The following is a 25360-nucleotide window of genomic DNA, read 5'->3' as shown; positions in this document are numbered from 1 at the left end:
ACTACCACGCGAACGGAAATCCGAGATCGCAATCAGCACGGCGATCGCCGTCGCCAATAACAGCGCGGCGATGCCGGCGAACACATAGCTGCCGAAAAACACGGTGGCCGGGGACAAATCGGCGACCTTTTGGGCCGCGGGTGGTCGCGGCGCGGCGGGTGGTCGCGGCGCGGCGGGTGGTCGCGGCGCGTCGGGTGGCGGCGCGGCGGGTGGCGGCGCGGCTGAGGGGGGCACTGAGGATGTCCGACCCTTCCCAGGATCCATTCGTCGATCCCTTTAGCCCCGAACCGGTTTCACCGGCGCCGCCGTGGGGTCCACCGCCGTCGCCCTCAGCCGCGCCGACCGTCCGCCTGCGGCGCCACCACAGCGCACCCCCGACACCGATCCACGCGGCCAACGGCAACACGATCGCGGCGTACATGATCGGGCTCAGCGACGTGCCGAACACCGACTTCGGCATGGGGATAAGCACACCCGGATCGCCGGTCCACACCTGGCTCATGGGTCGCGCACTGGTCAGGCCGCCCAGCCACACTCGCTGGGCGGAACTCTGCTGTGCCGAACTCTGCAGCCGCGGCCCGAACAGCGAGCCGCTTGCGGTCGCGGGCAGGTTGGGATGGTCCTTGGCGAAGTCCTTCGGCGTCATGTTGACCATGGGGATGTTGGTGAAATCGACGCCGCCGATGGTCAATTTCCAGGTGGTGCGGTCGCCGGTCTGCCAGGTGTAGGTCGCGTCCCCCTCGTAGAAGGACTTGCGGTAGCGGCCGAAGAGTTCCTGCGGGCTGAAGGGCTCCTTGGAGGTCCAGGCGTCGATGTTCCCCGAGTCAACGATTTTCGAGTAGGCGGTGGCTTTCGTCTTGCTGCGTTGCCGGTACCACTCGGCGGCGATCCGGCTGGCATAGACACGGCGCAGGTCGGCGTACTCGGGCGCGTGGTTCACCTCGTCGACGATCTTCGGCAGGATCATGGTCCGGTACAGGTCGTCGTTCTGGCGGGTGATGCCCGCATCCTGGGCCGGGCAGCCGATGCCCGGCTTCAGGTCGGGTCCCTCGATCTCGAGCTTCACATCCAGCGGAGCGTCCAGGATGTACATCGAGTCGCCTTGGGCCGACACGCTGGCCGGCAACGGAATGATCCACTTGCGTTGCGGGGAAAAGCATTTCGCTCCCTGCAGGGCATCCAAGAAGCGGCGGCCATCCGGGGTGGCCGGGTCCACGAGCTTCGCCGTGGCCTGCTTCATGGTGTAGTCGGCTTCCAGCAGGATCCGCCCGGCGTCGGTGCGGCCGAACTGTGCATCGATGATGCGGTCCGGTTCGTTCGGGTTGAGGTTCACCGTGAACGCCGATGTCGGTAGCGCGAGCCAGACGAAAAACGAGTCGGAAGCCATGTACGCGTTGGCATTACCGCCGAAGGACGGCGTAGCGCCGGTTTGCGTATTGGCGGCGAAGGAATACTGCACGCCGTTGCCGTTGAGATCGGTGTCGGAGATGTAGCGGAGCTGCAGCGTGGAGAAATCGACGCCGCCCAGCACGCCGCCGATCCCGCTGGAAACGGCACTGACCCCGCTCGCCACGCCGCCGCCGATCCCGCTCGCGACGCCACCCACGATTCCCCCGGTTACCGCGCCGGCGATGCCGCTGACCAGGCCGCCGGTGACATTGGCCAAGACGGCGGCCGCGCCGCCGGTCGCGGCGCCGATGATGCCGGCGACGGTGTTGGCGGCAGTCACCCCCGCGAGGACTCCCGCATCGACGATCGGACCGACAACGGCTCCCGGATTGATCGGCATGGGGCCAGAAACCGGCCGGGGGGCCGGCTGGGCGGGCACCGGCTGGGCGGGCGCGGGCTGGACGGGCGCGGGCTGGACGGGCGCCGGAACCGAACCGGGCGCCGGAACCGAGCCGGGCGCGGGCTGGGCGGGCGCCGGAACCGCGCCGGGCGCGGGCTGCGCCGGGGCGGGCGCCGGAGCCGAACCAGGGGCCTGCTGCCCCGGAGCGGGGGCCGGTGCCGAGACCGGCACCGACTCGGGCACGGACTCGGGATCCTGGGCCGCCTGTTCGATGTCCATGTCGGCGTTGACCTGGCCTGAGACGAAGGCTTGTTCGATTGCCTGGGCGGGCGAGTCAGGAGACGCGCCGGTAGTTTGATCGGCACCGCCGTTGACCGGGTTCTGTCCGCCGCTGGCGAGGACGGCTTTCCCGGACGGCTCGGGCACGCCCACCGTCGGGTAGTACCGGACGAACAGCCGGTCGGATGCGCCCAAGCCTTGGGCGGCGGAAAGCATGGCCTGAAGCGTCGCCGCCGGCGGCTTGTCCGGGAAGATGTACACCACCCGCCGACCGGTCTGTTGCGCGATGCGCAGAAAGTCTTCGAGCTGCGCCTTGTCGACCGCCCCGGTCTTGATCTCGACGATCTCCTGACCGTTATGGAAATCCGGGCGCCGGTTGATCGACGTGTTCTTGATCTTTCGGTTGCGGATATAACCGTTTTCCGTCAACTTCAGCTCTTGATCGAGCGCAGTTTCGAAGCTGGTGCCGGTGTTTCGATTGTTGAAGGCGCGCACGTAAGCGTCGCGATAGTCTGCCCAGCTCAACGGATTCGCGACCGCGGGCGCCCGCTGGTTCTGGTAGACCAGCCAACTCTTGTAGAGGTGCTGCTCGGTGCCGGCGGTGTACTTACCCCTGGTATTGATATCGATCAAGGCGGCGCGGCTCGGTGCGGGTAGCCCCGAGAGCCCATTAGCCGACGGAAATTTGTAGCTGAGCGGGGTCTTGCCCGGCGGCGGATCCTGGTCAGCGGCGTACCCGGGCAGTTTCGGTGCGGGATCGGCGACGGCCTGGCGCGTGGGCGCCAGCAGCACTGTCAATGCCAAAACCAGAGCGGTCGCAATGACGCGACGCCATATCAGCCAAACCCGAGCCATATGCGGCCCTCCCCGTCGGATCTCGCGCGCTCGAAGGCCAAGCACACGATGTCGCGATCCTAAGTGAGGTTAGCGGGCTTGAGAATTCAGCCGACCCATTCGTCGTAGTAGGCACGAGGACGACCGAGGTCGCCACGCTCGAGCATGAAGGAGAGCAGATGGAACGGCCCGGTAAAGCCGGCGTCGTCGTTCAGCTGAAGCTGAAAGTTGGCGGTAATCGGGTCGCCCTCGTCGCGAAACTCGCGGTACACCCAACGCGACGGGCAGCCACGCCGCAGTATCTCGCCCAGGTAGTAGCTGGCACCCTCGACGAACTCGGCATTAGCCGGATCCCGAAGGGCAACCACAGTGGGCGTTTTCCGCGATACCAGGTCGGTCAACCGATTAATGCTGTCTGGTGTGTAGTCCCAGTTTCCGCCGTTCTGGGCCGCCCAGTCGGGAAACCGCTGCTCCTGGCGAGCGAGCCAGTCGTCCAGCACCATCGAGGGCGCCGGAGCGTTGAACAGGCCGTCGGCAAGGGTGCGCTCTTTGACCGGAGACCAATCGGGATGCGTTGCGGCATAAGATTTCACCGTCTCCTGCCAGCGCTGGTAGACCGTGGCAAACACGGCGGTGTCGCCGGCGAGCGCCTCCAGAAGCAGATGCGTCGGCGACAACGCCTCCAGCCCGGAATCGGAATCGGGGCGAATGATCGGAAAGCCCGTAGCGTCGGGCTCGCCCGCGCTGTCGATGCGCCAACGATGCTCAGACAACCGCCGCAACAACACGGCATCATCGATCGCGGCGTCGGCGGGCGCCTCGGCGACCCAGTCCCACCGCCCGCCGCCGACCCGCATCAAGGCCTCACCCAGATACGCCACCACCCCCGCGGTAAAGGACTGATGCTCGTCATCGAGCGCTTCGGCCGGATCAGCCAGCCGGTTTCGGGCCGCGACCTCCAGCGCCGACAACGACGCCTCGGAGTAATCCAGCGCGACTGCCCCGCCCAGATCGACGTCGCCCGTCATGTCGATCAACAAATTGACCCGGTCCAACCACCAATCGAGTGGCCCACCCTCCACCGCGTTCTCCCATCCAGTTCCGGCAAGCGACGACGCGGCCAATTATCGTCTTCCGCTTCGAGTACATGTCGCGCTGGCATCAAACGGCACCGTGCCCGATAGTCGTAGCAATAAGTGAGCGCCGATGTCATCAGAGGTGGGGTTTATGCGGGACGACTCACCACGCCGCAGCGCACGAAATCGTGCCGTCCCGGCGGGACGTCCATGACCACGCGCCGCCACATCATCGTCAGCGGTGACGACGCGCTCGCGACCACGATCGCCGAGGAATTGAACCGCGCGGGCGCCGCGATCATCAAGCTGCACAGCGAGGAGCTCGCCGGAGCCAATCTCGCCCGCGCAAGCGCGATCGTGTGCGCCGGGGACGACGATGCGAAAAACCTCGAAATCGCCTTGCTGGCAAGAAAAACCAATCCCCATGTGCGCGTCGTCGCCCGCTTGGGCAACGACGTGCTGCGGGCAGCCGTGGCCGCCGACAACGGTCCCGGCGCCATCCTGGACGTCGCCGACCTCGCGGCGCCGTCGGTCGTCGAGGCCTGTCTGGCGAGCCACACGCACCCGGTCGAGGCCGCCGGCATCAAGTTCCTGGTCTCGGGGGCTGAGGCGCCCCGCGACGCGACCCTTCGCGAGATCTACGGCGACCTGGCACCGGTGGCCGTGATTCACGGCGAGAACGCCGCGACGCCCGACGAGGTGGTGCCCTGCCCCGGACGAGATCATCGGGTGCGCGCCGGCGACTGGACCGCCATGATCGGCAGCGCCGACGAACTGGCCGCACGCGGCATCAGGACGCCGCGTCCGAGCGCGACACGCTCTCGGCAATCGTGGATGCGGCGCTTCTCGGATGCCGCCCGGGCGATGCGCGACGACGTCAATCCCATGCTCTTCCCGGCGATGCTGCTCGCGCTCAGCCTGCTGCTCGCTTCGACGGCCGTGGTGCACTACTCCTACACGAAGCCGCGACTGTCCTGGCTGGACGCCATGTACTTCACCGCGGAGACCATCACCACCGTGGGCTACGGCGAATTCACCTTCCTCCACCAGTCCGCGTGGCTGCGGATATTCGCGGTAGCCCTGATGTTCACCGGAGTGACAACCACCGCCCTGCTCGTCGCATTTCTGGCGGACTTGCTGCTCTCGCGCCGGTTCGTCCAATCGGCCGGGGTCCGGCGGGCACGCCACCTACGCAACCACATCATCGTCGTCGGGCTGGGCTCGTTCGGCAGCCGCGTCGTCGGTGACCTGACCGCTGCCGGATACGACGTCGCGGTGATCGAGCGCGACGAGAACAACCGATTCCTTTCGACCGCAGACGAACTCGACGTGCCGGTGATCTTCGGGGACGCAACGCTGCGCCAGACGCTGGAGTCGGCGCGGGTCGACCGCGCCCGGGCCGTCGCGGTGCTGACTCAGGACGACATGGTCAACATCGAGACCGGAATCGTGCTGCGCGAGATGCTCGGCCCCCGGGTGATGCCCGAGGTAAACCGGCCCGACGTGCCCATCGTGCTGCGCATCTATGACCGTGCCCTGGGCGATGCGGTGGCCAAGCGGTTCGGTTTCGAGAACGTCCGCTCCACCGTCGACCTGGCCGCGCCCTGGTTCATCGGCGCCGCGATGGGCCTGCAGGTACTCGGGACGTTCTCCGTCGGCCAGCGTTCGTTCATGGTCGGTGCCATGCACGTGGCGGCCGGTAGCGAACTCGACGGGCTGCGGATGTTCGAAATGTCCACCCAGACCCGCGTCATCGCGATCACCCGCCGGGATGCGCCTGTCGAACTACACCCGCGCCGCGACGCCTGGCTTCGCGGCGGCGACACCGTCTACCTGGTGGGGCCGTACCGCGAGCTGCTGGAGACGCTGCGCAAGGGGCAGCCGCCGCAAGAGCCTTCGGTGAACAACGAGCGCGCGGCGGATAAAGCGGCAACCTGAAGACCGCGGCAATCGCCAATACTCAGCTCACCCAATCGTCGAAAAAGGCGCGGGCACGGCCGGGGTCACTGCCCTCGAGCAGCATGAGGTGTAGCAGGTAGAAGGGGCTGGTGAACCCGGCGTCCCCGTTGAGTTGGAGTCTGAAATTGGCCAGATCCGGGTCGTCGTCGTCGTGAAACTCGCGGTAAACCCACCGCGAGGGATACCTGCGGCGCAGCATTTCGCCGAGGTAATACATTGCGCCTTCGATGAATTCGCGGTTCGCCGGATCCCTGAGGGCCTCGACCGTCGGGGTGACTCGGCCGACGAGCTCGGTCAGCCGGTCGATCGTTTCCGGGGTGTAGTCCCAGTGGCCGCGGTAGCGCGCGGCCCATTCAGGGAAGTGATGCCGCTGGCGGATGAGCCATGCATCGAGCACCGGTGCGGGCGGCGGTCGGGAGAAACCGTCCGCCAGGGTGCGCTCCTTGGCGGGCGACCAGCCAGCGTCGGCGGCAGCGGATTCATCGACTGCGCGGCGCCACCTTTGGTAGACGCCCGCCATGACCCCGCCGCCACCACTCTCGACGGCATCCAACAGCAGGTGCAGCGGGGACAGCTTCGCAAGCTGCGTGGCCGGATCCGGGGCCACGATCGGCAGGCCCGCCGCATCGACCTCGTCCTCGTCCATAGCCCGCCAGCGGTGCCTGGCCGCGCTCAGCAGCAGATTGGAGTCACGGATCAGGCAGTCGAAGGACGTCTCGGTCGCCTCGGTGGTCCACTCCCAGGCACCGCCGCCCACCCGCATCAAGGTCTCGCCCAGATACGCCGCCGCACCCGCGGCGAAGTGATCATCGTTGAGCAATTGGATCGGATAGCGGTAGCGCTGACACACCACCCCTTCCAGGGCCCGCAGCGAGGCCTCCGAATAGTCCAGCGGCACGGCGCCCTTCAAGTAGGTATCCGCCATCATGTCGATCAACACGTTGATCCAATTCAGCCACCAGGCCAGCGACTCGTGCGCGCCGGAGTCGCTCGCCGGCTCGCCGCGCCGGGCGCACCATCCGGCCAGCGCCTGCCGCGCGGCCAGGGTCACCGGATGCTTTTCGCCGAGTACCCGCGCCTCCTCCTCGGCCAGCGCTTCCCACGCGGCGACCTCGTCCGTGACCCCGGCCCGCTCCGGGGCCCAGAGCGTGAACATATGCCGCGCCATCAGCAGGTGGGCGTGGTGGTCTCCCAGACGCTCGCGCAGTTCGCCGATCAACGATTCGAGCTCGGCGACGGCCTCGGGGACATTACCCGCCCGGCCCCGCCAGATCGCCAGCATCAATCGCATACCGAGTGTGTCGGCATGATTGTCGCCAAGCACCCGGCGCCGCGCGGCGAGCACGTGTTCGCCCTCGGCCATCGCACCGACGACATCACCTATCTCCCAGCGCTTTTCGGCGACATTCTCGCGGGCCACCAGCGTGCTCTCGTGGTCGGCACCCAGGATGCGCTGTTCGTCGGCGAAAAGCTGCGACCACTCGGCGAGCGACGACAGCGAAGGTTGCTGCCGCCCCGCCAACAGGTGGCGGGCGGTCAGGGTGCTGAGGTGATCGCGACCGAGCACCTCAACGAGGTCCGGTATCAGCCGCGCGAACTCTTCGTACGCGACGGCGTCATCGCCCGCTCGCAGCTGCAGCGTGGCCAGCGACACCTTGAGCTCCAGGGCCGAGGGATGACGCTCGCCCAACGTTGCGCGGCAGAGGGTGACCAGCTCGTTCGCCTGCCGCGCGGCCCCGGCGTAATCACCGTTGTTCGCGCACTCGATCATCAGCCCGGTCAGTTCGGCCAGCGGGGCGGGCAACTCCTGCTGCGTCATTCGCCAATGAAACCGCTACAGCGCCGATGCGGCAATTCACCACGCCCTACCTGTAGCGATGCCGCGCGGCGGAGACTACAGCCGGGCCGCCACGTCCGCGGCTCGATGCAGCTGATCGACGTCCGAGCTCGTCGGGATCAGCTGAATTTCGTCGGTGCCGATCTCGGAGAACCTGCGCAACACGTCCAGCAGCTCGTCCTCACTGCCGGCCCAGCCCGTCATCGGCGCCATCGCGTCGACGTATTCGGCCGGTATCCAGTTCATGTAGCGCCGCAGATGACGGTGAATCTGCTCGCGAGACCCCTCGGGCGACCCGAACGCGAACCAAAACGACGTGATCAGGTGGGGTTTGGGCTTGCCGGCCTGCGCCCAGGCTTCTCGGGTGACGTCGAACAGCTCGTTCTGCTTGGCGATGTCGAGGTCCAGGGTGGTGCCGGCCAGCCCGTCGGCCCACGCGGCCGCGCTACGGATGGTTTTCGGCCCGATGCTGCCGACGAACAGCGGCGGACCACCGGGCTGGACCGGCGCGGGCCCGACGGGCAGCACCGAGTCGGTGGTCTTCTCCCCCGCCCAGACCCGCTTCATCACCGCGACGCGTTCTGCCATGCCGCGCATCGTCTGCGTGGCCGGGTCGGCACCCACGGCGCGGTAGTCCTCCTGCCGGCCGCCCACGCCGATGCCCACGGTCAGTCGGCCGCGGCTGAGCACATCGCCGGTCGCCAGCCCCTTGGCGAGCATGACGGGATCGTGCAGCTGGGGCACGATGACCGTCGTCAGCAGCCGGACCCGCGTGGTCCAGGCCGCCAGCGCGCCCAGCAACGTCAGGTTGTCCGGGTTGTCGAAGGCGATCCGCTCGCCCCAGCACAACGACGAGAACGGGCCCTCGTCAGTGGCGCGCGCCCAGGTCTCGAGCACCGTCGCATCCAGATCCGGCTCCATCACCGGCATGGTCATCGCAATTCGCACGACCGCGATTCTGGCATGTTTAACATGCGGCCCTTCAGTGGAACGATGGAGCAGGTGGCGTTCACGAGTAGTTCCATCGCACATGTCCGGCTGACCGTGACCGATATCGAGCGGTCGCGGCAGTTCTACGAAAGCGTGTTCGGCTGGCCGGTGCTGTTGGAGGTTCCCGAGAACGCCGACGAAGCCACCCGCAACCAGTTGGGCTTCCTGTTCGGCGGCGTCATCTACGACCTGGGCGGCACACTGCTGGGGCTGCGGCCCGTCGCCGCGGATCGCTTCGACGAGGATCGCGTCGGACTCGACCACATTGCCTTCCGGCTCGGAAGCAAAGACGAATTAGATTCGGCGGCAGCACATCTCGATGAGCTCGGCGTGGTTCACCAGCCGATCAAGGACATCGGGCCGTCCTACATTCTGGAGTTCCGCGACCCCGACAACATCGCCCTGGAGCTGACCGCACCGAAATAACGCGGCGTTGTCGCGCCGGGCGCTCAGTGGTTGACTGGAAAGAACTATGACCATCAGTTTCAACCACACCATCGTCGCCTCACGCGACAAGCGGGAATCCGCGGAGTTCCTGGCCGAGCTGTTCGGGTTGCCCGGCCCAAAGCCTTTCGGCCACTTCATGGTTGTCGAGCTCGAGCACGGCGCAAGTCTCGACTACGCGGATGCCCCCGAAGGCGCGGACATCCCGCGTCAGCACTACGCGTTCCTGGTGTCCGAGGAGGAGTTCGACACCATCTACGACAAGATCTCCTCGCGCGGCCTGCAGCACTGGGCCGATCCGGGCGCCAAACGCCCCGGCGAGATCAACCACAACCACGGTGGGCGCGGGGTCTATTTCCCCGACCCGTCCGGCCACGCCATGGAGATTCTCACCAGCCCGTACGGCTCGGCGGGCTGAGCGAGCAGGCGCTTTCGCTTAGTCGCCGGTGCGCGCGGTGCCGTGCCGCTGGCTTTCCTGCTTGCGATAGTCATCGGCGAGTTGGGCGACGTGCTTGGGCAGCCCACCGGTGGCGACGTCGGCCAGCGTCGTTTCCTCCAGCACCGACCGCATGCTGGCCCGCAGCGCACGCCAGACGTCGGTGAGCGCCGCCGTCGGCCCCGAGTACGGCAAGTCGCCGAGTCCGATGTCCCGGACGCTGGCCAGCGGCCCGTCGATGCAGCGGAGCACATCGGCAATGCTGATGTCTTTACCGGGACGGGCCAATTCGTAGCCACCTTCGCGACCGCGATGGCTCCGCACCAGCCGGTCGGTGCGCAAGTTGGTGAGAATGTCGACGAGAAACTGCGGCGGAATGCCCTGCGCCTGGGCCAGGTCGTCGGTCTTCACCAGCGTCCCGTCGGGCACCGTGGCGAGCTGAATCATCGCCCGCACGGCATACTCCGCCTTCGCCGACATGCGCACTCACAGGATTGTGCCACCCGGCGGCACAATTTCGGTGCACCCTGGCTGATCGGCGGCCTACCCGCGTGATTCGAGCAGGTCGATGACCCGCTGCGCCTGCTCCTCGATTGTGCGGTCCGGGGTGAGCCGCAGATCTGGGCTCGCCGGTGCCTGATAAGGGCTGTCGATGCCGGTGAACTGGGTGATCTCCCCCGCGCGCGCCTTGGCGTACAAACCCTTCGGATCACGCTTTTCGCATTCCTCGATCGGGGTGTCACAGAACACCTCGATGAAGTCAAAGCCGGCTTCGGCGTGCACCTGACGCGCCAGTTCGCGCTGCTCGGCCAGCGGACTGATCGCCGGTACCAGCACGACGTTGCCGCAGTCGGCGAGCAGTGCCGCCACATGCGCCAGCCGGCGCAGGTTTTCGGCTCGGTCGGCCATGCTGAAGCCCAAGTCCGCGTTCAGGCCGTGTCGCAGATTGTCACCGTCGAGAACGTAAGCCAGGGCTCCCCTTTCGAGCAGCCTCTGTTCGATCAGCATGGCCACCGACGACTTGCCCGAGCCGGACAACCCGGTGAACCACACCGTCCTACCGCGGGGCCGGGCCTCGGCGATGGCGGATGACTTGTGCCGCACGGTGTTCGGACTCGCCGCCTGCGCGGTCCCGTCGCGCAACACCATGCCGGCCGCCACCGTTCCGTTGGTGTGCGGGTCGATGAGGATGAATGAGCCGGTGCTGGGGTTACGGGTGTACTCGTCGAGCAGCAGCGGCACCTGGGTGCGCAGCGAAATGCGGCCCAGTTCATTCAGATTCAACGCCGTCGCGGTCTTGTCGCGGTGCAGCGTGTTGACGTCCAGCCGGTAGTCGAGCGTGGTCACCTTCGCATGCGTGGTGCGGGTGGTGTGCTTGATGACATAGTCGCGGCCGGGTTCGAGGGCCGCGTTGTCGGCCATCCAGCACACGGTCGCGTCGAAGTCCTGCGAGATCCTGGGCTGATTGTGGGTGCGGGCGATCAAATCGCCCCGGGAGATGTCGATCTCGTCGGCCAGGGTCAGCGATACGGCCATCGGCGGGAAGGCCTCTTCCACCGGACCATTCGGCCCCTCGATCGCGGTGATGCGGGTGCGCTTTCCGACCGGCAGCACCACGACTTCATCGCCGGGACGCATGACCCCGCTGGCGACGGTACCGGCGTAGCTGCGATGGTCCTGGTGTTCGAGGGTGTGCGGGCGGATGACGTACTGGACCGGGAACCGCACGTCGACCATGTTGCGGTCACCCGCGATGTACACCTCCTCGAGGTGCGACAACAACGCCGGGCCCTCGTACCAGGGCGTCTGGTCCGACTTGGTCACCACGTTGTCGCCGTGCAACGCCGACAGCGGGATGGTGGCGACGTCGTGCACATCCAGACGAGCGGCGAACGCGTGGAACTCGTCGCGGATCGCCTCGAATTTCTCTCTGTCCCAACCGATCAGGTCCATCTTGTTGACGGCGAGCACGATGTGCTGGATGCCCAGCAGCGACGCCAGGAAGGCGTGCCGGCGCGACTGCTCCAACAGCCCGTGCCGGGCATCGACGAGCACGATCACCAGTTGAGCGGTCGACGCTCCGGTCACCATGTTGCGGGTGTACTGGATGTGGCCGGGCGTGTCGGCGATGATGAATTTCCGCTTGGGAGTGGCGAAGTAGCGGTAGGCGACGTCGATCGTGATGCCCTGTTCGCGCTCGGCCCGCAAGCCGTCGGTCACCAGCGCCAAATCGGTGTAGTCGTGTCCACGGTCCTTGGACGTCTGTTCCACCGCGGCCCACTGATCTTCCATCACGGCCTTGGAGTCATAGAGCAACCGACCGATCAGGGTGGACTTGCCGTCGTCGACGGATCCCGCGGTTGCCAGGCGCAATAGCGTTGTCGGCCCGGCCATCAGAAGTACCCCTGCCGTTTGCGATCTTCCATGCCGGCCTCCGAGATCCGGTCGTCGGCCCGGGTGGCCCCGCGCTCGGTCAGCCGGGACACCGCGGTCTCGGCGATGACCTCATCCACGGTGGCGGCCTCCGATTCCACGCACCCGGTGCACGTGACGTCCCCGACGGTGCGGAAACGCACCGTCGTCTCGAACACCGGCTCGTCGGGACTCGGCTGCATGTTGCGGTCGACCGCCAGCAGCATGCCGTCGCGGCGAAACACCTTGCGCTGGTGGGCGTAATAGATCGACGGCAGTGCGATGTTCTCGGCGCCGATGTAGGACCAGATGTCGAATTCGGTCCAGTTGGACAACGGAAACACCCGGATGTGCTCGCCCTTGTGATGGCGGCCGTTGTAGAGGTTCCACAGCTCGGGCCGCTGGGCCTTCGGATCCCATTGGCCGAACTCGTCGCGGAAGCTGAACACGCGTTCCTTGGCGCGGGCCTTCTCCTCGTCGCGGCGCGCTCCCCCGAACGCGGCGTCGAACTTGTTCTCCCGGATGGCGCGCAGCAGCGTCACGGTCTGGATCGAGTTGCGGCCCTGCTTCGGCTCGACGACGCGGCCGGCGTCGATGTCCTCCTGGACCGAGGCGACCACCAGGCGCACGCCGTGCTCGGCCACCAACTCGTCGCGGGTCGCGATCACCTCGTCGAAGTTGTGCCCGGTGTCGACGTGCATCACCGGGAAGGGCAGCCGCCCGGGGCGGAACGCCCGCAGCGCCAGGTGCAGCATGACGATGGAATCCTTGCCGCCCGAGAACAGCAGCACCGGCCGCTCGAACTCCGCAGCCACCTCGCGGATGATGTGGATCGCCTCCGCCTCCAGCGAGCGGAGATGACTCAACTCGTACTGTCCGGCGGCGGGGGCCACCTTCAGGTCACTGGTCATGGCTTCCTTCGTAAAACCTGGCAGAACTGACCATATTTGGCATCTTAGCAATCTATAAGACCAGCTGGGCCCGGCGCTGTCAACCGCGGGACCCGCGACCTACGGGGTCAGTTCAGAGCGCGAGCGTAAGTGGGCTGCGAAAATCCTCGCGATCTTTCGCAGTGTGATTACGCTCGCGGCCGACGATGGCTCAAGGCGTGATCTCGTCGAGCTTGCCCGTGGCCACGTCGAAGACGAATCCGCGAGCGGAGACGTGCTTGGTGACGAACGGGCTGGCCTCGAGACGGCGCAGCGACTGGCGGACGTCCTCGGCAGGGTCCGGGAAGGCTTCGGCCGCCCACGGCGGTTTCAAGCCGGTCTCCTCCTGAATGCTGCGCTTGAAGTCGTCGTCGGTGAAGGTGAGCATCCCGCAATCGGTGTGGTGGATCAGGATGATCTCCCGCGTCCCCAGCAGGCGTTGGCTGATGGCCAGCGAGCGGATGACGTCGTCGGTGACGACTCCGCCGGCATTTCGGATGACGTGGGCGTCCCCCTCGTTCAGCCCGAGCATGCGGTAGACGTCGAGGCGGGCGTCCATGCACGCGACGACCGCGACGTGTTTGCCGGGCGGCATCGGCAGCGGCCCTTCGAACGTGCTCGCGTACTGGGCGTTGTTGGCCAGGTAGTCATCGGTAACGGTCACGCCAGCCTCCTTGGGAGTGTCGCGGCCCCGAACGTGCTCGTTTGCTGCACGGCTCGGTACCGCGGTGGATCCTAACAATCGATCACACGCGATTCACGCATGAGAATCAACCGGATCAGAAGGCGCCCGAACGCGCCGGGCGCTGCAAGGCGCGACGCTGTGCTGCAGGCTCGATAGCCTGTCCCAATGCGAGCTGGAGTGTGCGGACGGGCATGACTCGGTTTCTGGCTCGCCGGTTGCTCAACTATGTCGTGCTGCTGGCGCTGGCATCGTTTCTGACGTTTTGCCTGACGTCAGTGGCCTTCAGGCCCTTGGACAGCCTGCTGCAGCGCAGCCCGCGGCCGCCGCAAGCCGTGATCGACGCCAAGGCCCACACCCTCGGCCTGGATGAACCGATACCGATCCGCTACGCGCACTGGGCGTCGCACGCCGTCCGCGGCGACTTCGGCAAGACGGTCACCGGACAGCCCGTCGGAACGACGCTCTGGCGTCGCGTCGGAGTAACCCTGCGCCTGCTGATCATCGGTTCGCTGGTGGGAACCGTCCTGGGCATCGCGGCCGGGGCATGGGGCGCCATTCGCCAGTATCGACTCAGCGATCGCGTGGTCACCATGGTGGCCCTGCTGGTGCTCAGCACCCCGACATTCGTGATCGCCAGCCTGCTGATCCTTGCAGCGCTGCGGGTCAACTGGGCCGTGGGCATCCATATTTTCGACTACACCGGCGAGACCTCACCGGGCGTGACCGGCGGGGGCGGCGCACAGCTCCTCGACCGGTTACGGCACTTGGTCCTGCCGTCGTTGACCCTGGCGCTGGCCGCCGCGGCCGGCTACAGCCGGTATCAGCGCAACGCGATGCTGGACGTCCTCGGCCAGGATTTCATTCGCACCGCGCGCGCCAAAGGGCTCACCCGGCGGCGGGCGCTGGTCAAACACGGGCTGCGCACCGCGCTGATCCCGCTGGCCACCCTGTTCGCCTATGGGGTGGCCGGTCTGGTGACCGGTGCGGTGTTCGTGGAGAAGATCTTCGGCTGGCACGGCATGGGCGAATGGCTGGTGCAGGGCATTGCAACCCAGGACACCAACATCATCGCGGCGATCACCTTGTTCTCCGGCGCGGTGGTGTTGCTGGCCGGTCTGCTGTCGGACGTGTTCTACGCAGCTCTCGATCCGCGGGTCCGGGTGTCATGACCTCCGAGGCGAATGTCGATGGTGCTCATGGCCTTTCGGGACACGAAGTCGCGGACTTCACCTCCCGCCGCACCCTGGTGCTGCGGCGGTTTGTCCGCAACCGGTTCGCGGTGGCGTCGTTGGCGTTGTTGGTGCTGTTGTTCGTCGGGTGCTACGCGCTGCCTGCGGTGCTGCCCTATTCCTACGAGGACCTCGACTTCACCGCGCTGCTGCAGCCGCCGAACGCGCGCCACTGGCTGGGCACCAACGCGCTGGGTCAAGACCTGTTGGCGCAAATCCTGCGCGGGATGCAGAAGTCGATGCTGATCGGCGTCTGCGTGGCGGTGATCTCCACCGGCATCGCCGCCACCGTCGGGTCGATTTCGGGCTATTTCGGTGGCTGGCGCGACCGCGTGCTGATGTGGGTGGTCGACCTGTTGTTGGTGGTGCCCAGTTTCATCCTCATCGCCATCGTGACGCCGCGAATCAAGAACTCGGCCAATGTCTTGATGCTGGTTCTGCTGCTGGCCGGTTTCGGCTGGATGGTCAGCTCGCGCATGGTGCGCGGTATGACCATGAGTTTGCGTGAGCGCGAATTCATCCAGGCCGCAAGGTATATGGGCGTATCCAGCCGCCGCATCATCGTCGGCCACGTGGTGCCCAACGTGGCGTCCATTCTGATCATCGACGCCGCGCTCAACGTTGCCTCGGCCATCCTGGCCGAAACCGGCTTGAGCTTCCTCGGTTTCGGTATCCAGCCACCGGACGTGTCGCTGGGAACGTTGATCGCCAACGGCACCCAGTCCGCGACCACCTTTCCGTGGGTATTCCTGTTTCCCGCGGGAGTGCTGGTGCTGATCTTGGTGTGCGCCAACCTCACCGGCGACGGCCTGCGGGACGCGCTTGACCCCGGCAGCGCGTTGTCGGGGGGTGGGAACCGGTGAGCCCGCTGCTGGAGGTGACCGACCTGGCCGTCACGTTCCCGACGGGGGGCGCGCCGGTGACCGCGGTGCGAGGCATCAGCTACCACATCGAACCGGGCGAAGTCGTCGCCATGGTCGGCGAATCTGGTTCGGGGAAGTCTGTTTCCGCGATGGCGGCCATCGGCCTGTTGCCGCAGTACGCGCGGGTGCGCGGGTCGGTCCGGCTGCACGACACCGAACTGATTGGCCTGGGCGACGACGCGATGTCGCGGTTGCGCGGCAAGACGGTCGGCATGGTGTTCCAGGATCCGATGTCGGCGCTGACTCCCGTTTACACCGTCGGCGACCAGATCGCCGAAGCGATCGAGATCCACCAGCCGCGGGTGGGCAGGAGAGCCGCTCGCCGGCGCGCCGTGGAATTGCTTGAGCTGGTGGGAATCGCTCAGCCGGAGCGCCGCGCCCGCGCGTTTCCACACGAACTGTCCGGCGGCGAGCGACAACGGGTGGTCATCGCGATCGCGATCGCCAACGACCCCGACCTGCTGATCTGCGACGAGCCGACCACGGCACTGGATGTCACGGTGCAGGCGCAAGTTCTCGAGGTGCTCAAGACGGCGCGCGACATCACCGGCGCCGGGGTGCTCATCATCACTCACGACCTCGGTGTGGTCGCCGAGTTCGCCGACCGCGCTCTGGTGATGTATGCCGGGCGGGTCGTCGAATCTGCCGATGTGACAACGCTTTACCGGGATCGCCGAATGCCCTACACCGTCGGTCTGCTGGGCTCGGTCCCGCGGCTGGATGCCGCACAGGGCACCCGGCTGGTGCCGATTCCCGGTGCGCCGCCGTCGCTGGCGGGGCTGGATCCGGGATGCCCGTTCGCTCCGCGCTGCCCGTTGGCCATCGACGAATGCCGCCTCGAGGAGCCGGAATTGCTTTTGGTCGGCAGCGATCACCGGGCGGCCTGCATCCGCACCGATCAGGTCGACGGGCGAAGCGCCGCCGACATCTACGGGGTGAGCACGGCAGCCCACCAGACAGAATCCGCTGACACGCAGGTGGTCGTTCGGGTGCGCGACCTGACCAAGATCTTCCGGCTGACGAAGGGCGTGTTGCGCCGCAGCGCCGGCGAGGTCCGCGCCGTCGACGGCGTCAGTTTCGAATTGCGGCAGGGCCACACTCTGGGCATCGTCGGCGAGTCCGGTTCGGGCAAGTCGACGACTCTGCACGAGATCTTGGAACTCACCGCGCCCCAATCGGGTTCGATCGAAGTGCTCGGCAGCGATGTCACCACGCTGAGCGCCGCGAACAGACGATTGCTGCGGCGCGACATTCAGGTCGTGTTCCAGGACCCGGTCGCCTCGCTGGACCCGCGGTTACCGGTGTTCGAACTCCTCGCGGAACCCCTGCGGGCCAACGGGTTCGACAAGGGCCGCACCAACACGCGCGTCGCCGAGTTGCTCGACATCGTGGGACTCCGCCGCGCCGACGCAGTCCGTTACCCCGCCGAGTTCTCCGGCGGGCAAAAGCAACGCATCGGTGTTGCCCGCGCCCTGGCCTTGCAGCCGAAGATCCTGGCGCTCGACGAACCGGTTTCCGCGCTCGACGTGTCCATCCAGGCCGGGATCATCAACCTGCTGCTCGACCTCCAAGAGCGGTTCGGGCTTTCCTACCTGTTTGTCTCCCACGATCTTTCGGTGGTCAAACACCTCGCACACCACGTCGTGGTGATGTATGCCGGCACCATCGTGGAGCAGGGCGACAGCCGGCACGTCTTCGCCGATCCGCAACACGAATACACCCGGCGGCTGCTGAACGCGGTGCCGCAACCGGATCCGGGCAGACGTGTCTAGCCGGGCGGCCAGGGTGGGCCACGGCACCCGGTTCGGGTCGGTGGTTTTCGCGATGACGCTGGCGCTGTCGGGCTGCTCGCCGGCGATCAACCTCGTTCCAGAAACCGGCCACAACGCGCAGATCGGCTCGACCAGCGACATCAACCCACACGATCCGGCCACCCTTCGGGACGGCGGCGACCTGCGCCTCTCGCTCACCGACTTTCCGCCGAACTTCAACATCTTGCACATCGACGGCAATTCGGCCGACGTCTCGGCGATGATGAAGGCCACCCTGCCGCGGGCCTTTGTCATCGGGCCGGACGGCTCGACGACGGTCGACACCGACTACTTCACCAGCATCGAGCTCACCGGCACGGCGCCGCAGGTGGTCACGTACACGATCAATCCGAAGGCGGTGTGGTCCGACGGCACACCGATCACCTGGGAGGACATCGCCAGCCAGATCCACGCCCTGAGCGGCGCCGACAAGACCTTCGAGATCGCCGGCCCCAGCGGCGCGGACCGCGTCGCCTCGGTGACCCGCGGTGTCGACGACCGGCAGGCCATCATGACCTTCGCCAAGCCGTACGCCGAATGGCGCGGCATGTTCGCCGGCAACGGGATGCTATTGCCCAAGAGCATGACGGCCACCCCGGACGCCTTCAACAAGGGCCAGCTCGAGGGGCCCGGCCCGTCGGCCGGACCGTTCGTCGTCTCGTCGCTGGATCGAACCACCCAGCGGATCGTGTTGAGCCGCAACCCGAAATGGTGGGGGGCACGGCCTCGCCTGGACAGCATCACCTACCTGGTGCTCGACGATGCCGCGCGATTACCGGCGTTGCAGAACAACACCATCGACGCCACCGGGGTCGGCAGCGTCGACCAGCTGACCATCGCGCAGCGCACCAAGGGGATCTCGATCCGGCGCGCGCCTGCACCGTCCTGGTCTCACTTCACGTTCAACGGCGCCCCAGGATCGATCCTGGCCGACAAGGCGCTGCGCGTCGCGGTGGCCAAGGGGATCGATCGGCAGACCATCGCCCGGGTCGTTCAATACGGCCTCACCAGTGACCCGCTGGCCCTGGGCAATCACATCTACGTCGCCGGGCAGCAGGGCTATCAGGACAACAGCTCCGTCGTTCCCTACGACCCGGCCGCGGCCAGCCGAGAGCTTGACGCGTTGGGCTGGAAGCGATCCGGCCAGTTCCGGGAGAAGGACGGCCGGCAGCTGGCCATCCGGGACTTGTTCTACGACGCCCAGGGCAGCCGGCAATTCGCCCAGATCGCCCAGCACAGCCTCGCCCAGATCGGCGTCAAGCTCGAACTCGTCTCCCGGTCGGGCAGCGGCTTCTTCACCAACTACATCAACGTCGGGGCCTTCGATATGGCCCAATTCGGTTGGCTCGGAGACGCGTTCCCCCTCTCGGCGCTGACCCAGATCTACAAATCCGACGGGGAAAGCAATTTCGGCAAGATCGGCAGCGAGCGGATCGACGCCGCCATCGAGGGCACCCTGGAAGAACTCGACCCGGCCAAGGCGCGGGCGTTGGCCAACGATCTCGACAAGATGATCTGGGCGGAGGGGTTCAGCCTTCCGCTGACCCAGTCACCCGGGGATGTCGCGGTGCGCAGCACGCTCGCCAATTTCGGCGCGGCCGGTCTCGCCGACCTCGACTACACCGCCATCGGGTTCACGCGGAGTTGAGCCGCCTCCGTAGCCGATTCGGGATTGGCAGCGCCCCCTCGGCGACGGCCGCCGCCTCGAGCGCCTTCCACAGCAATCGCACCTCGGGGCGTGGCGGCAGCGCGTCCAGCGCCGGCGCCTGTGCGGCAAGCCCGTTCAGATCGCCGCGCCGGACCGCATCGGCACTGGCGAGCGCGATGGGCTCACGAAAATCCAGCGCGCTGTGCGCCATGCTCGGCAGGCTCAACAGCACCGCATTGGGCAGCAGCGACGCGACGCGTTGGGCCACGGCCGGCGGGGTGATCAGGTCGCGGCCCCCGGAAACCACCGCGGTGGGCCAGTCGAACTTCGGCATTTCGGCCGCCAGGTCGTAAGGCTCGTCTTCGAACGTCACGCGTTGCGTGCGTGCCCTGCGTTCGGCCACCGCGGGATCCAGCGGCAGGCCGTCGGGTTCGGCCGCGTAATCCAGTTCGCGGAACGCGATGCGGCTCACCAGATCTTCCTCGTAGCGATACGGCAGGTTACCCAGGGTGGTGAACCGGGATAGCGCCCACCACAGTAACTTTCGGCCATCGAGGAGCAGGTCGAGTTGCCGCTCCAACAGGTCGGTCCCGCCGTAGCCGTAGATTGTCGCGACAACCTGTGTTGCCGTAGCGTTCATGACGCCGGCGTCGACGAGTTTGCGCATTTTCGGTGCCACCGAGGCCGTTTCGGCGCTTTCGCCCTTGAGCAGCAGCCGGCGAATCGCGCGGCGCACAATGACAATGTCATGCCGGGACAGCAGCGGCGAATCGAGCACCATGCCCCGTACCCGGTGCGGATGGCGCACCCCGACGCCGGCCGCGATGTAGGTGCCGTACGAAGCGCCATAGATGACGGCCGATTCCACTTGGGCATCGTCGAGCACCGCGGCCACGTCGTCGACCACCTGGTTCACCGTCATCGATTGCGGGGGCAGATCGGCGCCGGAATCGTCGTGGCGTGACATTCCGACGCCGCGGTGTTCGATCATGATGACGTCGAGCCCGGCCGCCACGGCGCGCCGCCGCAGTCCCTTGTACATCTGCACCGACGCCACCCCCGGACCGCCGGGGATGATGACGAGCGGATGGGGGGACTTGCGGCCCGCGCGCACGTAATACAGATCGAACTCTTCGGCACTGTGCGGCGAGATCGGTCGGCGCACGGGTCGTACGCCGGGCAGTTCGGCCAGCTTCTCCTGAATCCGGCCGCGCTTCGCGTTCATCGTCATTCGTGTGGGCCCACCATCATCCCATTCTGCAGGCAAGGCGCCTGTGCGGCATCGAATCACGCCGACCAGCGACATCGGCTGTGGTCAGCTGCTTGGGCTAAGCGCTGAGATCGATGCGGTGCGCGCCCTTGACGCTGTCGTAGCGGTCGGGGCTACAGGTGAGCACGATCACCTGACCGTGGGTCCCCACGGTGTCGAACAACTCGCCCATCTTGGTCAACCGGTCGGGGTCGGTGAAGCCGAGCGCGTCGTCGACCACCACCGGGACGGCGTCCTCCTTGGCGACCAGGGCCGCGCCGGCCAGCCGTGCCAGGATGCCAAGTTGCTCCTTGGCCCCGCCGGACAAGGAGTCATAGGGCACCGTGATGCCATTCAGCGTGCGGCTACGGATGCACAAGTCGCTGTCGATGTCGACCTCGAAACTCGGGCCGAACACGGGACGGCCGAGGCGCTGCAGTTCCGCGCGATAGGGCTCGACGTAGCGCCGCCGAGTGGTGTCCCGATGACGCGTCATGACCGAACGCAACAGTTGCGCCGCCCGGGCGCGCCCGCCCACCTGGCTGTGGGCGCTGGCGGCGTGCTCGCGTTCTGTTTCCGCGGCGTCGAGCTTGCCTTGGCGCCCCTCCGTGCCGAATACGGACAGCTCGATGGTGATTTCACGCAACGCGCGGGCGGCTTCTTCGTAACGCTCACGCAGCGCGGCGGCTTCCTTTTCGGCATCGGCCAATTCAGTCGCCACCGCATCGGGTGTGGCCGCGGCCAGGGCGTCGTCGAGTTCGGTGACCCGCTGTTGCGCGGCCTGCGCCGCGCCCAGCGTCGTGTCCGCCGAGGCCTCGAGCTCCCCATCGGCGGCCGACGCGCGCTCGGCCGCCAACCGGACGGCGGCGGCGTCCAGCTCGGCACGCTGAGCCTCCAGGGCATTGTGCAGAACCGTTGCACACGTGGATAATTCGGCGAGGCTGGTAGCGGCGGCGGTGGCGGCCTGACGGCGGGCCTCGCACTCGCTCGATGCCGCCGCACGAGCCTCCTGGACCGCTGCGAGTTCGGCGCGGGCGGCGGCGATGCCGGTGAGGGGGAGGTCGGCCTCGGCGGGCTGCGCGGCACGCAGCTGCGCTAGTCGCGATCGCAGCTCGTCGATCTGGTCGTCGCCGCACAGGCCGGTCAGGGTCGCGGTGAGCTGATCCCGGGTGCTTTGCAGCTCGCGGCGGCGTTGGTCGACGGATCGCGCCGTGGCGAGGTCAGCCACCTCACCGGCCGCCAGTGCCGCGGCCATCTCGCCTTGTGCCGCAGCGTGTTTGGCGTGGACGTCCAGCGTGGTGGCGCCCGGGGTAACCCGGGCGGCCAGGACACCGGAGACCTCCACCAGGGTGGGTCCGGCGGCGGTGATCGCCCAGCTCTGCCCGGCCGGCAACGAAACCTGTTCATCACCGACGATGAGTTGAATGTCTGCGGTAGCGGTGAATTCGATCGCGGCCGACGTCAGCGCCAACTGGTCACCGGTGCGATCCACAGCGGCGGCCGCGTCCTCGATGCGTCGCAGCATCGGCTCGGTGATGGCGATCGTGCTGAGCTCGGTACCGATCCGCTGGCGATCCCGCTCGATGGCATCGATCTTGGCCAGCCGGGTAGTCAAACGGTCGGCCTCTTCGCGGTGGGCCAGCTGGTCGACGGTGCCGCGTGCGGATTCGGCCCGGCGCTGCAGCTCGGCAAGGCTGTCGGTGGCCTGCTGCAGCGCCACGTCGGACGCTTCGGCCTCGGCACACGCGGCCGCTTGGGCGGCTGCGGCCTCTTGGGCCTGGGCCTGCGTTTCGGCGACCGCGCCGGCGCGGCCGTCGATTTCGGCCAGCAGTTGCCGGCGCGCGGTGTGGGCGCCGCGCGCCGCGGCGGCGGTGGCGGCCGCGGCCTCGGCGACGAGCTGGGCTTCGCGCCGCTGCGCGGTGAGCGCCGCGATCTTGTCGGCGGCTTCCCGCGCGGCGGCCACCCGAGGGGCGGCAGCGATACGCCGCTGGGAGAAGTCGGCCACCTGCTCGGTCAACACGGCATGGCGAGCCACCCGGTCGTCGACCTCGGCGACCGCCGCGGCGCACTCGACGACCGCGGCCTCGGCGTCGGCCAGCCGGGTGATCGCGGCGGCCCATTCGCCCGTCGGGCGTCCGGTCGCGGTGAAATAGCGCCCGTATTCGGCGTCGATGCGTTCGATCAGCAATGGCTCGGTGCCGCACAGTCCCCCGCTGTCGCCGGCGGCGACATCGAGCGCGCGGGAGAGCGCGTCGCAGCCGGACAAATCCACCGCGGTGGTCGACGCCGACTGCAGCACTCGTTGCGCGTGCCACAGGTCGCTGTCCACCGTCTCGGCCAGCATCGCCCGGACGCGTTCGTGGGCTTCGTCGCCGGTCAGCTGTTCGCGGTACGGACGGATCACGGTCAGCTCCGTCTCGCACTTCTTGTGAAACCGCTTTCGATAGACGAAACGGTAAGGACCACAACTGATTTCGGCCGAAACTTCGGAGCCGACGTCACTGTGGGTGGGCTTGACCTGCTTGACTTCCTTCTTCGTGGAGCGGTCCCGGGATTCCAGGAGCAGGTCCAAGGCCTCGATCATCGACGACTTGCCGATCTCGTTGGCGCCACACACCACCACGACACCGTGGTCGGGGAATTCGATTTCCCGGTGCGTTATCCCGCGGTAGTTCGTCAGGACCAGCCGGTGCAGCTTCACGCCGCCCCCCGGTCGGTGAGACGCAGCAGTAGCGCCAACGCCGCCTGCGCGTCGACAGCGGCGGTGGAGTCCTCTTCGCGCGCCGTCGCCACCAGCTCCTCGACCGCCGCGGCGGCGAAACCTCCGATACCGAGGTCGCTGAATTCGCCGTCGGCGGGGATCACCGCCAGGTCGGTGTGCCGTTCCCACAGGCCCAGCCACGCGAACAACCGCGCGTATTTATCCAGGCAGGCGTCCAGCGCGGCACGGTCGGTGACCGTCAACGAACCGGTCAGGGCCAGGCGCACCACGGTGCGGTCCTTCTCGGTGATCAAGTCCAGGTTCATGTCGAGATCGGCGATGTCGCGGCTGGTGTCGACCTGTCGGCGCAGCGTGACGAACCGCCAGCTGCCGACGTGCCGGGCCGTCACGGAAACCGCGCGTTGCGGGTCGGCCTCGTCGATGTCGACGATCAGGACATGGCCGGGGTCGGACTCCACGTCGTCGAAGTTGGTCACCTCCGGGGAGCCGGAATACCACACCCGGCCGCTGCCGCCGACCTGGGTGAGTGAGTGCTTGTCCCCCAACGCCACATAGTGCAGCGCGCCGCGGGTCAGCGCGGCGTCGACCCTGGCGATGCGGATCAACGAGGGCTTGTCCCGATCGGGATCCAGGACGTCGACCCCGCCGTGCGCGACGAGGATGCGGGTGCCCGTAGCCGCCGGCAGGTCGTCGAGGACGTCGGCGACCAGGTCGATGGTCGGCACCTTCGACCGCCACGGCGCGGCAACGATTTCCAGCCCGGGACGCACCTGATGCACGCCGGCCCTATCGAGCACCACCACGTTATCGGGGCGTTCCGCGGCGAACAGCGCGCTGGTGTACACCGACGATGCATCCAGGGGATCGTGGTTGCCCGGCAGCAGGTACACCGGAATTCCGATGGCGCGCATGGCTTCCAACGACTGTCCGATCACCTTCGGTGGCAGCTGATTGTGTTCGAAGACATCCCCCGACACGACGACGAACTCGGCCCCCACTTCCGCCGCCAGCGCGCCCAGACCGGCAACCGCGTCGCGGCGGGCCGCTGAATACCGTGGCTGCGCGTCACCGGCGAGGAAGTGCCGGGTCATGCCCAACTGCCAGTCGGCGGTGTGCAGGAATCGCATGCCGGCGACCCCCTTCCGAAGTGCGTGTTTACCAGGGCATCGCGAGTTTAGGTCTGCGCACCGACAAGACGCGGGACCTCGGTCGGCAGGTCTCGGTCCAAGAAATCCGGCCATATCGGCCGGCCCCCGATCGGCGCGTCGGATCGGGCGGCGCACCGGTCACAAAGCGACCGCGGTCCCGAATTTCGAATCTTTTGCGCGAGTGTGAATCTATGGCGGTTGGGGGCCGGTTTTTGTCGGTGGGGGTGGTTAGTTTGGCGGTGTGAGTCCAAGTGGTGCCCAGGAGGTCGACGCGGTGTTCGACGCGCTCGATGCCGACTTGGATCGTGCCTGTGGGTTGTCGTTGGAGGCGTTGAGTCCGCGGCAACAATTGGCGGTGTTGGAGCGCTGCGAGAAGGTGCGTCGGCGCCTCCCGGCCCTGGAGCATCCGCTGATCAATTCCCTTGCCCGCCAGGCCCCATCGGAGGAACTCGGCGGCACGCTGACCCATGCGCTCACCGAGGCGACGCTGATCAGCCGCGCCGAAGCGTCCCGGCGCGTCAAGGAAGCGCGCGATCTGGGCCCGCGCCACGGCCTGACCGGGGAGCCCGTCGCACCGGCGCTGGCCGCCACCGCGGCCGCCCAACGCGACGGCACACTGGGGGCCGGCCAAATCGCGGTGATCCGCACGTTCTACCACCAGCTGCCCGGCTGGATAGATGCGACCACCCGCGAGCACGCCGAAGCGCGATTGGCCAAGGAGGGCACCCGGTATCGGCCCGAACAACTGGCCGGGCTCGCCAAGACGCTCGCCGACTGCCTCAACCCCGACGGCCGCTATACCGACCAGGACCGGGCGCGGCAGCGTGGCCTGACGCTGGGCAACCAGCAACCCGACGGCATGTCGGCGCTGCGCGGCTGGCTGACCCCCGAGGCCCGCGCCACCCTCGAGGCGGTGCTGGCCAAACTCGCCGCCCCGGGCATGTGCAACCCCCTCGACGA

General features: G+C 67.3%; 18 protein-coding genes and 1 pseudogene. 8 read left to right on the top strand and 11 right to left on the bottom strand.

What is annotated here, in order from left to right:
- Window position 1 precedes the first annotated feature (1 nt).
- Window positions 2–2866, bottom strand: a complete 2865-nt coding sequence (locus A5688_RS27905; RefSeq protein WP_207546666.1) for a hypothetical protein — start codon at window positions 2864–2866, stop codon at window positions 2–4.
- 143 nt (window positions 2867–3009) lie between these two features.
- Window positions 3010–3984, bottom strand: coding sequence for a hypothetical protein (locus A5688_RS13905; RefSeq protein WP_067833350.1), 975 nt, complete (start codon window positions 3982–3984; stop codon window positions 3010–3012).
- Between the two features lie 204 nt (window positions 3985–4188).
- Here A5688_RS13905 and A5688_RS13900 point away from each other — a divergent pair, with 204 nt between their 5' ends.
- Window positions 4189–5916 (top strand): NAD-binding protein, encoded by a 1728-nt coding sequence (locus tag A5688_RS13900; protein WP_067911214.1) that lies wholly within the window; start codon window positions 4189–4191, stop codon window positions 5914–5916.
- Between the two features lie 979 nt (window positions 5917–6895).
- Here A5688_RS13900 and A5688_RS13895 read toward each other — a convergent pair.
- Together A5688_RS13895 and A5688_RS13890 are read right to left on the bottom strand one after the other, a co-directional pair.
- Window positions 6896–7756 (bottom strand): annotated as a pseudogene (locus A5688_RS13895) (tetratricopeptide repeat protein); the annotation flags it as partial.
- Between the two features lie 75 nt (window positions 7757–7831).
- Window positions 7832–8710: an LLM class flavin-dependent oxidoreductase gene (locus A5688_RS13890; protein ID WP_067911207.1), complete on the bottom strand. Its 879-nt coding sequence runs from the start codon at window positions 8708–8710 to the stop codon at window positions 7832–7834.
- Window positions 8711–8767: 57 nt separating this feature from the next.
- On the opposite strand from A5688_RS13890, the gene A5688_RS13885 reads away from it, so the two are divergent.
- Both A5688_RS13885 and A5688_RS13880 read left to right on the top strand, forming a co-directional pair.
- Window positions 8768–9190, top strand: a complete 423-nt coding sequence (locus A5688_RS13885; RefSeq protein ID WP_067833342.1) for a VOC family protein — start codon at window positions 8768–8770, stop codon at window positions 9188–9190.
- 46 nt (window positions 9191–9236) lie between these two features.
- On the top strand, window positions 9237–9626 hold the full coding sequence (locus A5688_RS13880) for a VOC family protein (protein ID WP_067833339.1): 390 nt from the start codon (window positions 9237–9239) through the stop codon (window positions 9624–9626).
- Between the two features lie 18 nt (window positions 9627–9644).
- Here A5688_RS13880 and A5688_RS13875 read toward each other — a convergent pair whose 3' ends face one another.
- The 4 genes from A5688_RS13875 to A5688_RS13860 all read right to left on the bottom strand — a co-directional run bounded on the left by A5688_RS13875 (window position 9645) and on the right by A5688_RS13860 (window position 13649).
- Window positions 9645–10130 (bottom strand): Rrf2 family transcriptional regulator, encoded by a 486-nt coding sequence (locus A5688_RS13875; protein ID WP_067833337.1) that lies wholly within the window; start codon window positions 10128–10130, stop codon window positions 9645–9647.
- Window positions 10131–10187: 57 nt separating this feature from the next.
- Window positions 10188–12038, bottom strand: coding sequence for an adenylyl-sulfate kinase (gene cysC, locus A5688_RS13870; protein ID WP_067911204.1), 1851 nt, complete (start codon window positions 12036–12038; stop codon window positions 10188–10190).
- Window positions 12038–12967, bottom strand: coding sequence for a sulfate adenylyltransferase subunit CysD (gene cysD / locus A5688_RS13865; protein ID WP_067833331.1), 930 nt, complete (start codon window positions 12965–12967; stop codon window positions 12038–12040). Before cysD ends, cysC begins: the two co-directional genes overlap by 1 nt.
- A gap of 190 nt (window positions 12968–13157) precedes the next feature.
- Complete coding sequence (locus A5688_RS13860; RefSeq protein ID WP_067911202.1) at window positions 13158–13649, bottom strand: beta-class carbonic anhydrase; 492 nt, start codon at window positions 13647–13649, stop codon at window positions 13158–13160.
- Between the two features lie 212 nt (window positions 13650–13861).
- On the opposite strand from A5688_RS13860, the gene A5688_RS13855 reads away from it, so the two are divergent.
- From A5688_RS13855 to A5688_RS13840, 4 genes are read left to right on the top strand one after another with little or no spacing between them, the layout of a single operon-like run.
- Complete coding sequence (locus A5688_RS13855; RefSeq protein WP_067833384.1) at window positions 13862–14839, top strand: ABC transporter permease; 978 nt, start codon at window positions 13862–13864, stop codon at window positions 14837–14839.
- Window positions 14836–15762 (top strand): ABC transporter permease, encoded by a 927-nt coding sequence (locus tag A5688_RS13850; protein ID WP_067911199.1) that lies wholly within the window; start codon window positions 14836–14838, stop codon window positions 15760–15762. The genes A5688_RS13855 and A5688_RS13850 overlap by 4 nt, the downstream gene beginning before the upstream one ends.
- The gene (locus tag A5688_RS13845) at window positions 15759–17594 is read left to right on the top strand and encodes a dipeptide ABC transporter ATP-binding protein (protein WP_067911195.1); all 1836 of its coding nucleotides are present in this window, start codon (window positions 15759–15761) and stop codon (window positions 17592–17594) included. Before A5688_RS13850 ends, A5688_RS13845 begins: the two co-directional genes overlap by 4 nt.
- A gap of 52 nt (window positions 17595–17646) precedes the next feature.
- Window positions 17647–19281, top strand: a complete 1635-nt coding sequence (locus A5688_RS13840) for an ABC transporter family substrate-binding protein (protein WP_067911219.1) — start codon at window positions 17647–17649, stop codon at window positions 19279–19281.
- Here A5688_RS13840 and A5688_RS13835 read toward each other — a convergent pair.
- The 3 genes from A5688_RS13835 to A5688_RS13825 form a co-directional block, all read right to left on the bottom strand.
- Window positions 19268–20512 (bottom strand): alpha/beta hydrolase, encoded by a 1245-nt coding sequence (locus tag A5688_RS13835; protein WP_067911191.1) that lies wholly within the window; start codon window positions 20510–20512, stop codon window positions 19268–19270. The two genes, A5688_RS13840 and A5688_RS13835, sit on opposite strands and share 14 nt — an antisense overlap.
- Window positions 20513–20609: 97 nt before the next feature.
- On the bottom strand, window positions 20610–23231 hold the full coding sequence (locus A5688_RS13830; protein ID WP_067911187.1) for an AAA family ATPase: 2622 nt from the start codon (window positions 23229–23231) through the stop codon (window positions 20610–20612).
- Window positions 23228–24379, bottom strand: coding sequence for a metallophosphoesterase family protein (locus A5688_RS13825; RefSeq protein ID WP_067911185.1), 1152 nt, complete (start codon window positions 24377–24379; stop codon window positions 23228–23230). Before A5688_RS13825 ends, A5688_RS13830 begins: the two co-directional genes overlap by 4 nt.
- Window positions 24380–24641: 262 nt before the next feature.
- On the opposite strand from A5688_RS13825, the gene A5688_RS13820 reads away from it, so the two are divergent.
- Window positions 24642–25360: DUF222 domain-containing protein (locus tag A5688_RS13820; protein WP_120312435.1), on the top strand; the 719-nt coding region annotated here is incomplete at its 3' end.

The sequence above is a fragment of the Mycobacterium mantenii genome (assembly GCF_001667865.1).
GTDB lineage: Bacteria > Actinomycetota > Actinomycetes > Mycobacteriales > Mycobacteriaceae > Mycobacterium > Mycobacterium mantenii_A.
Note: the sequence above shows the minus strand (reverse complement) of the source record. Positions and strands in the feature narration are given on the sequence as shown.

Bases quoted from the DNA above. Each gene is read 5' to 3' on its own strand.
- A5688_RS13880 (WP_067833339.1), top strand. From the start codon at position 9,237: ATGACCATCAGTTTCAACCACACCATCGTCGCCTCACGCGACAAGCGG.
- A5688_RS13855 (WP_067833384.1), top strand. From the start codon at position 13,862: ATGACTCGGTTTCTGGCTCGCCGGTTGCTCAACTATGTCGTGCTGCTG.
- cysC (WP_067911204.1), bottom strand. From the start codon at position 12,038: ATGGCCGGGCCGACAACGCTATTGCGCCTGGCAACCGCGGGATCCGTC.
- A5688_RS13885 (WP_067833342.1), top strand. From the start codon at position 8,768: ATGGAGCAGGTGGCGTTCACGAGTAGTTCCATCGCACATGTCCGGCTG.
- A5688_RS13835 (WP_067911191.1), bottom strand. From the start codon at position 20,512: ATGACGATGAACGCGAAGCGCGGCCGGATTCAGGAGAAGCTGGCCGAA.
- A5688_RS13840 (WP_067911219.1), top strand. From the start codon at position 17,647: ATGACGCTGGCGCTGTCGGGCTGCTCGCCGGCGATCAACCTCGTTCCA.
- cysD (WP_067833331.1), bottom strand. From the start codon at position 12,967: ATGACCAGTGACCTGAAGGTGGCCCCCGCCGCCGGACAGTACGAGTTG.
- A5688_RS13850 (WP_067911199.1), top strand. From the start codon at position 14,836: ATGACCTCCGAGGCGAATGTCGATGGTGCTCATGGCCTTTCGGGACAC.
- A5688_RS13825 (WP_067911185.1), bottom strand. From the start codon at position 24,379: ATGCGATTCCTGCACACCGCCGACTGGCAGTTGGGCATGACCCGGCAC.
- A5688_RS13890 (WP_067911207.1), bottom strand. From the start codon at position 8,710: ATGACCATGCCGGTGATGGAGCCGGATCTGGATGCGACGGTGCTCGAG.
- A5688_RS13900 (WP_067911214.1), top strand. From the start codon at position 4,189: ATGACCACGCGCCGCCACATCATCGTCAGCGGTGACGACGCGCTCGCG.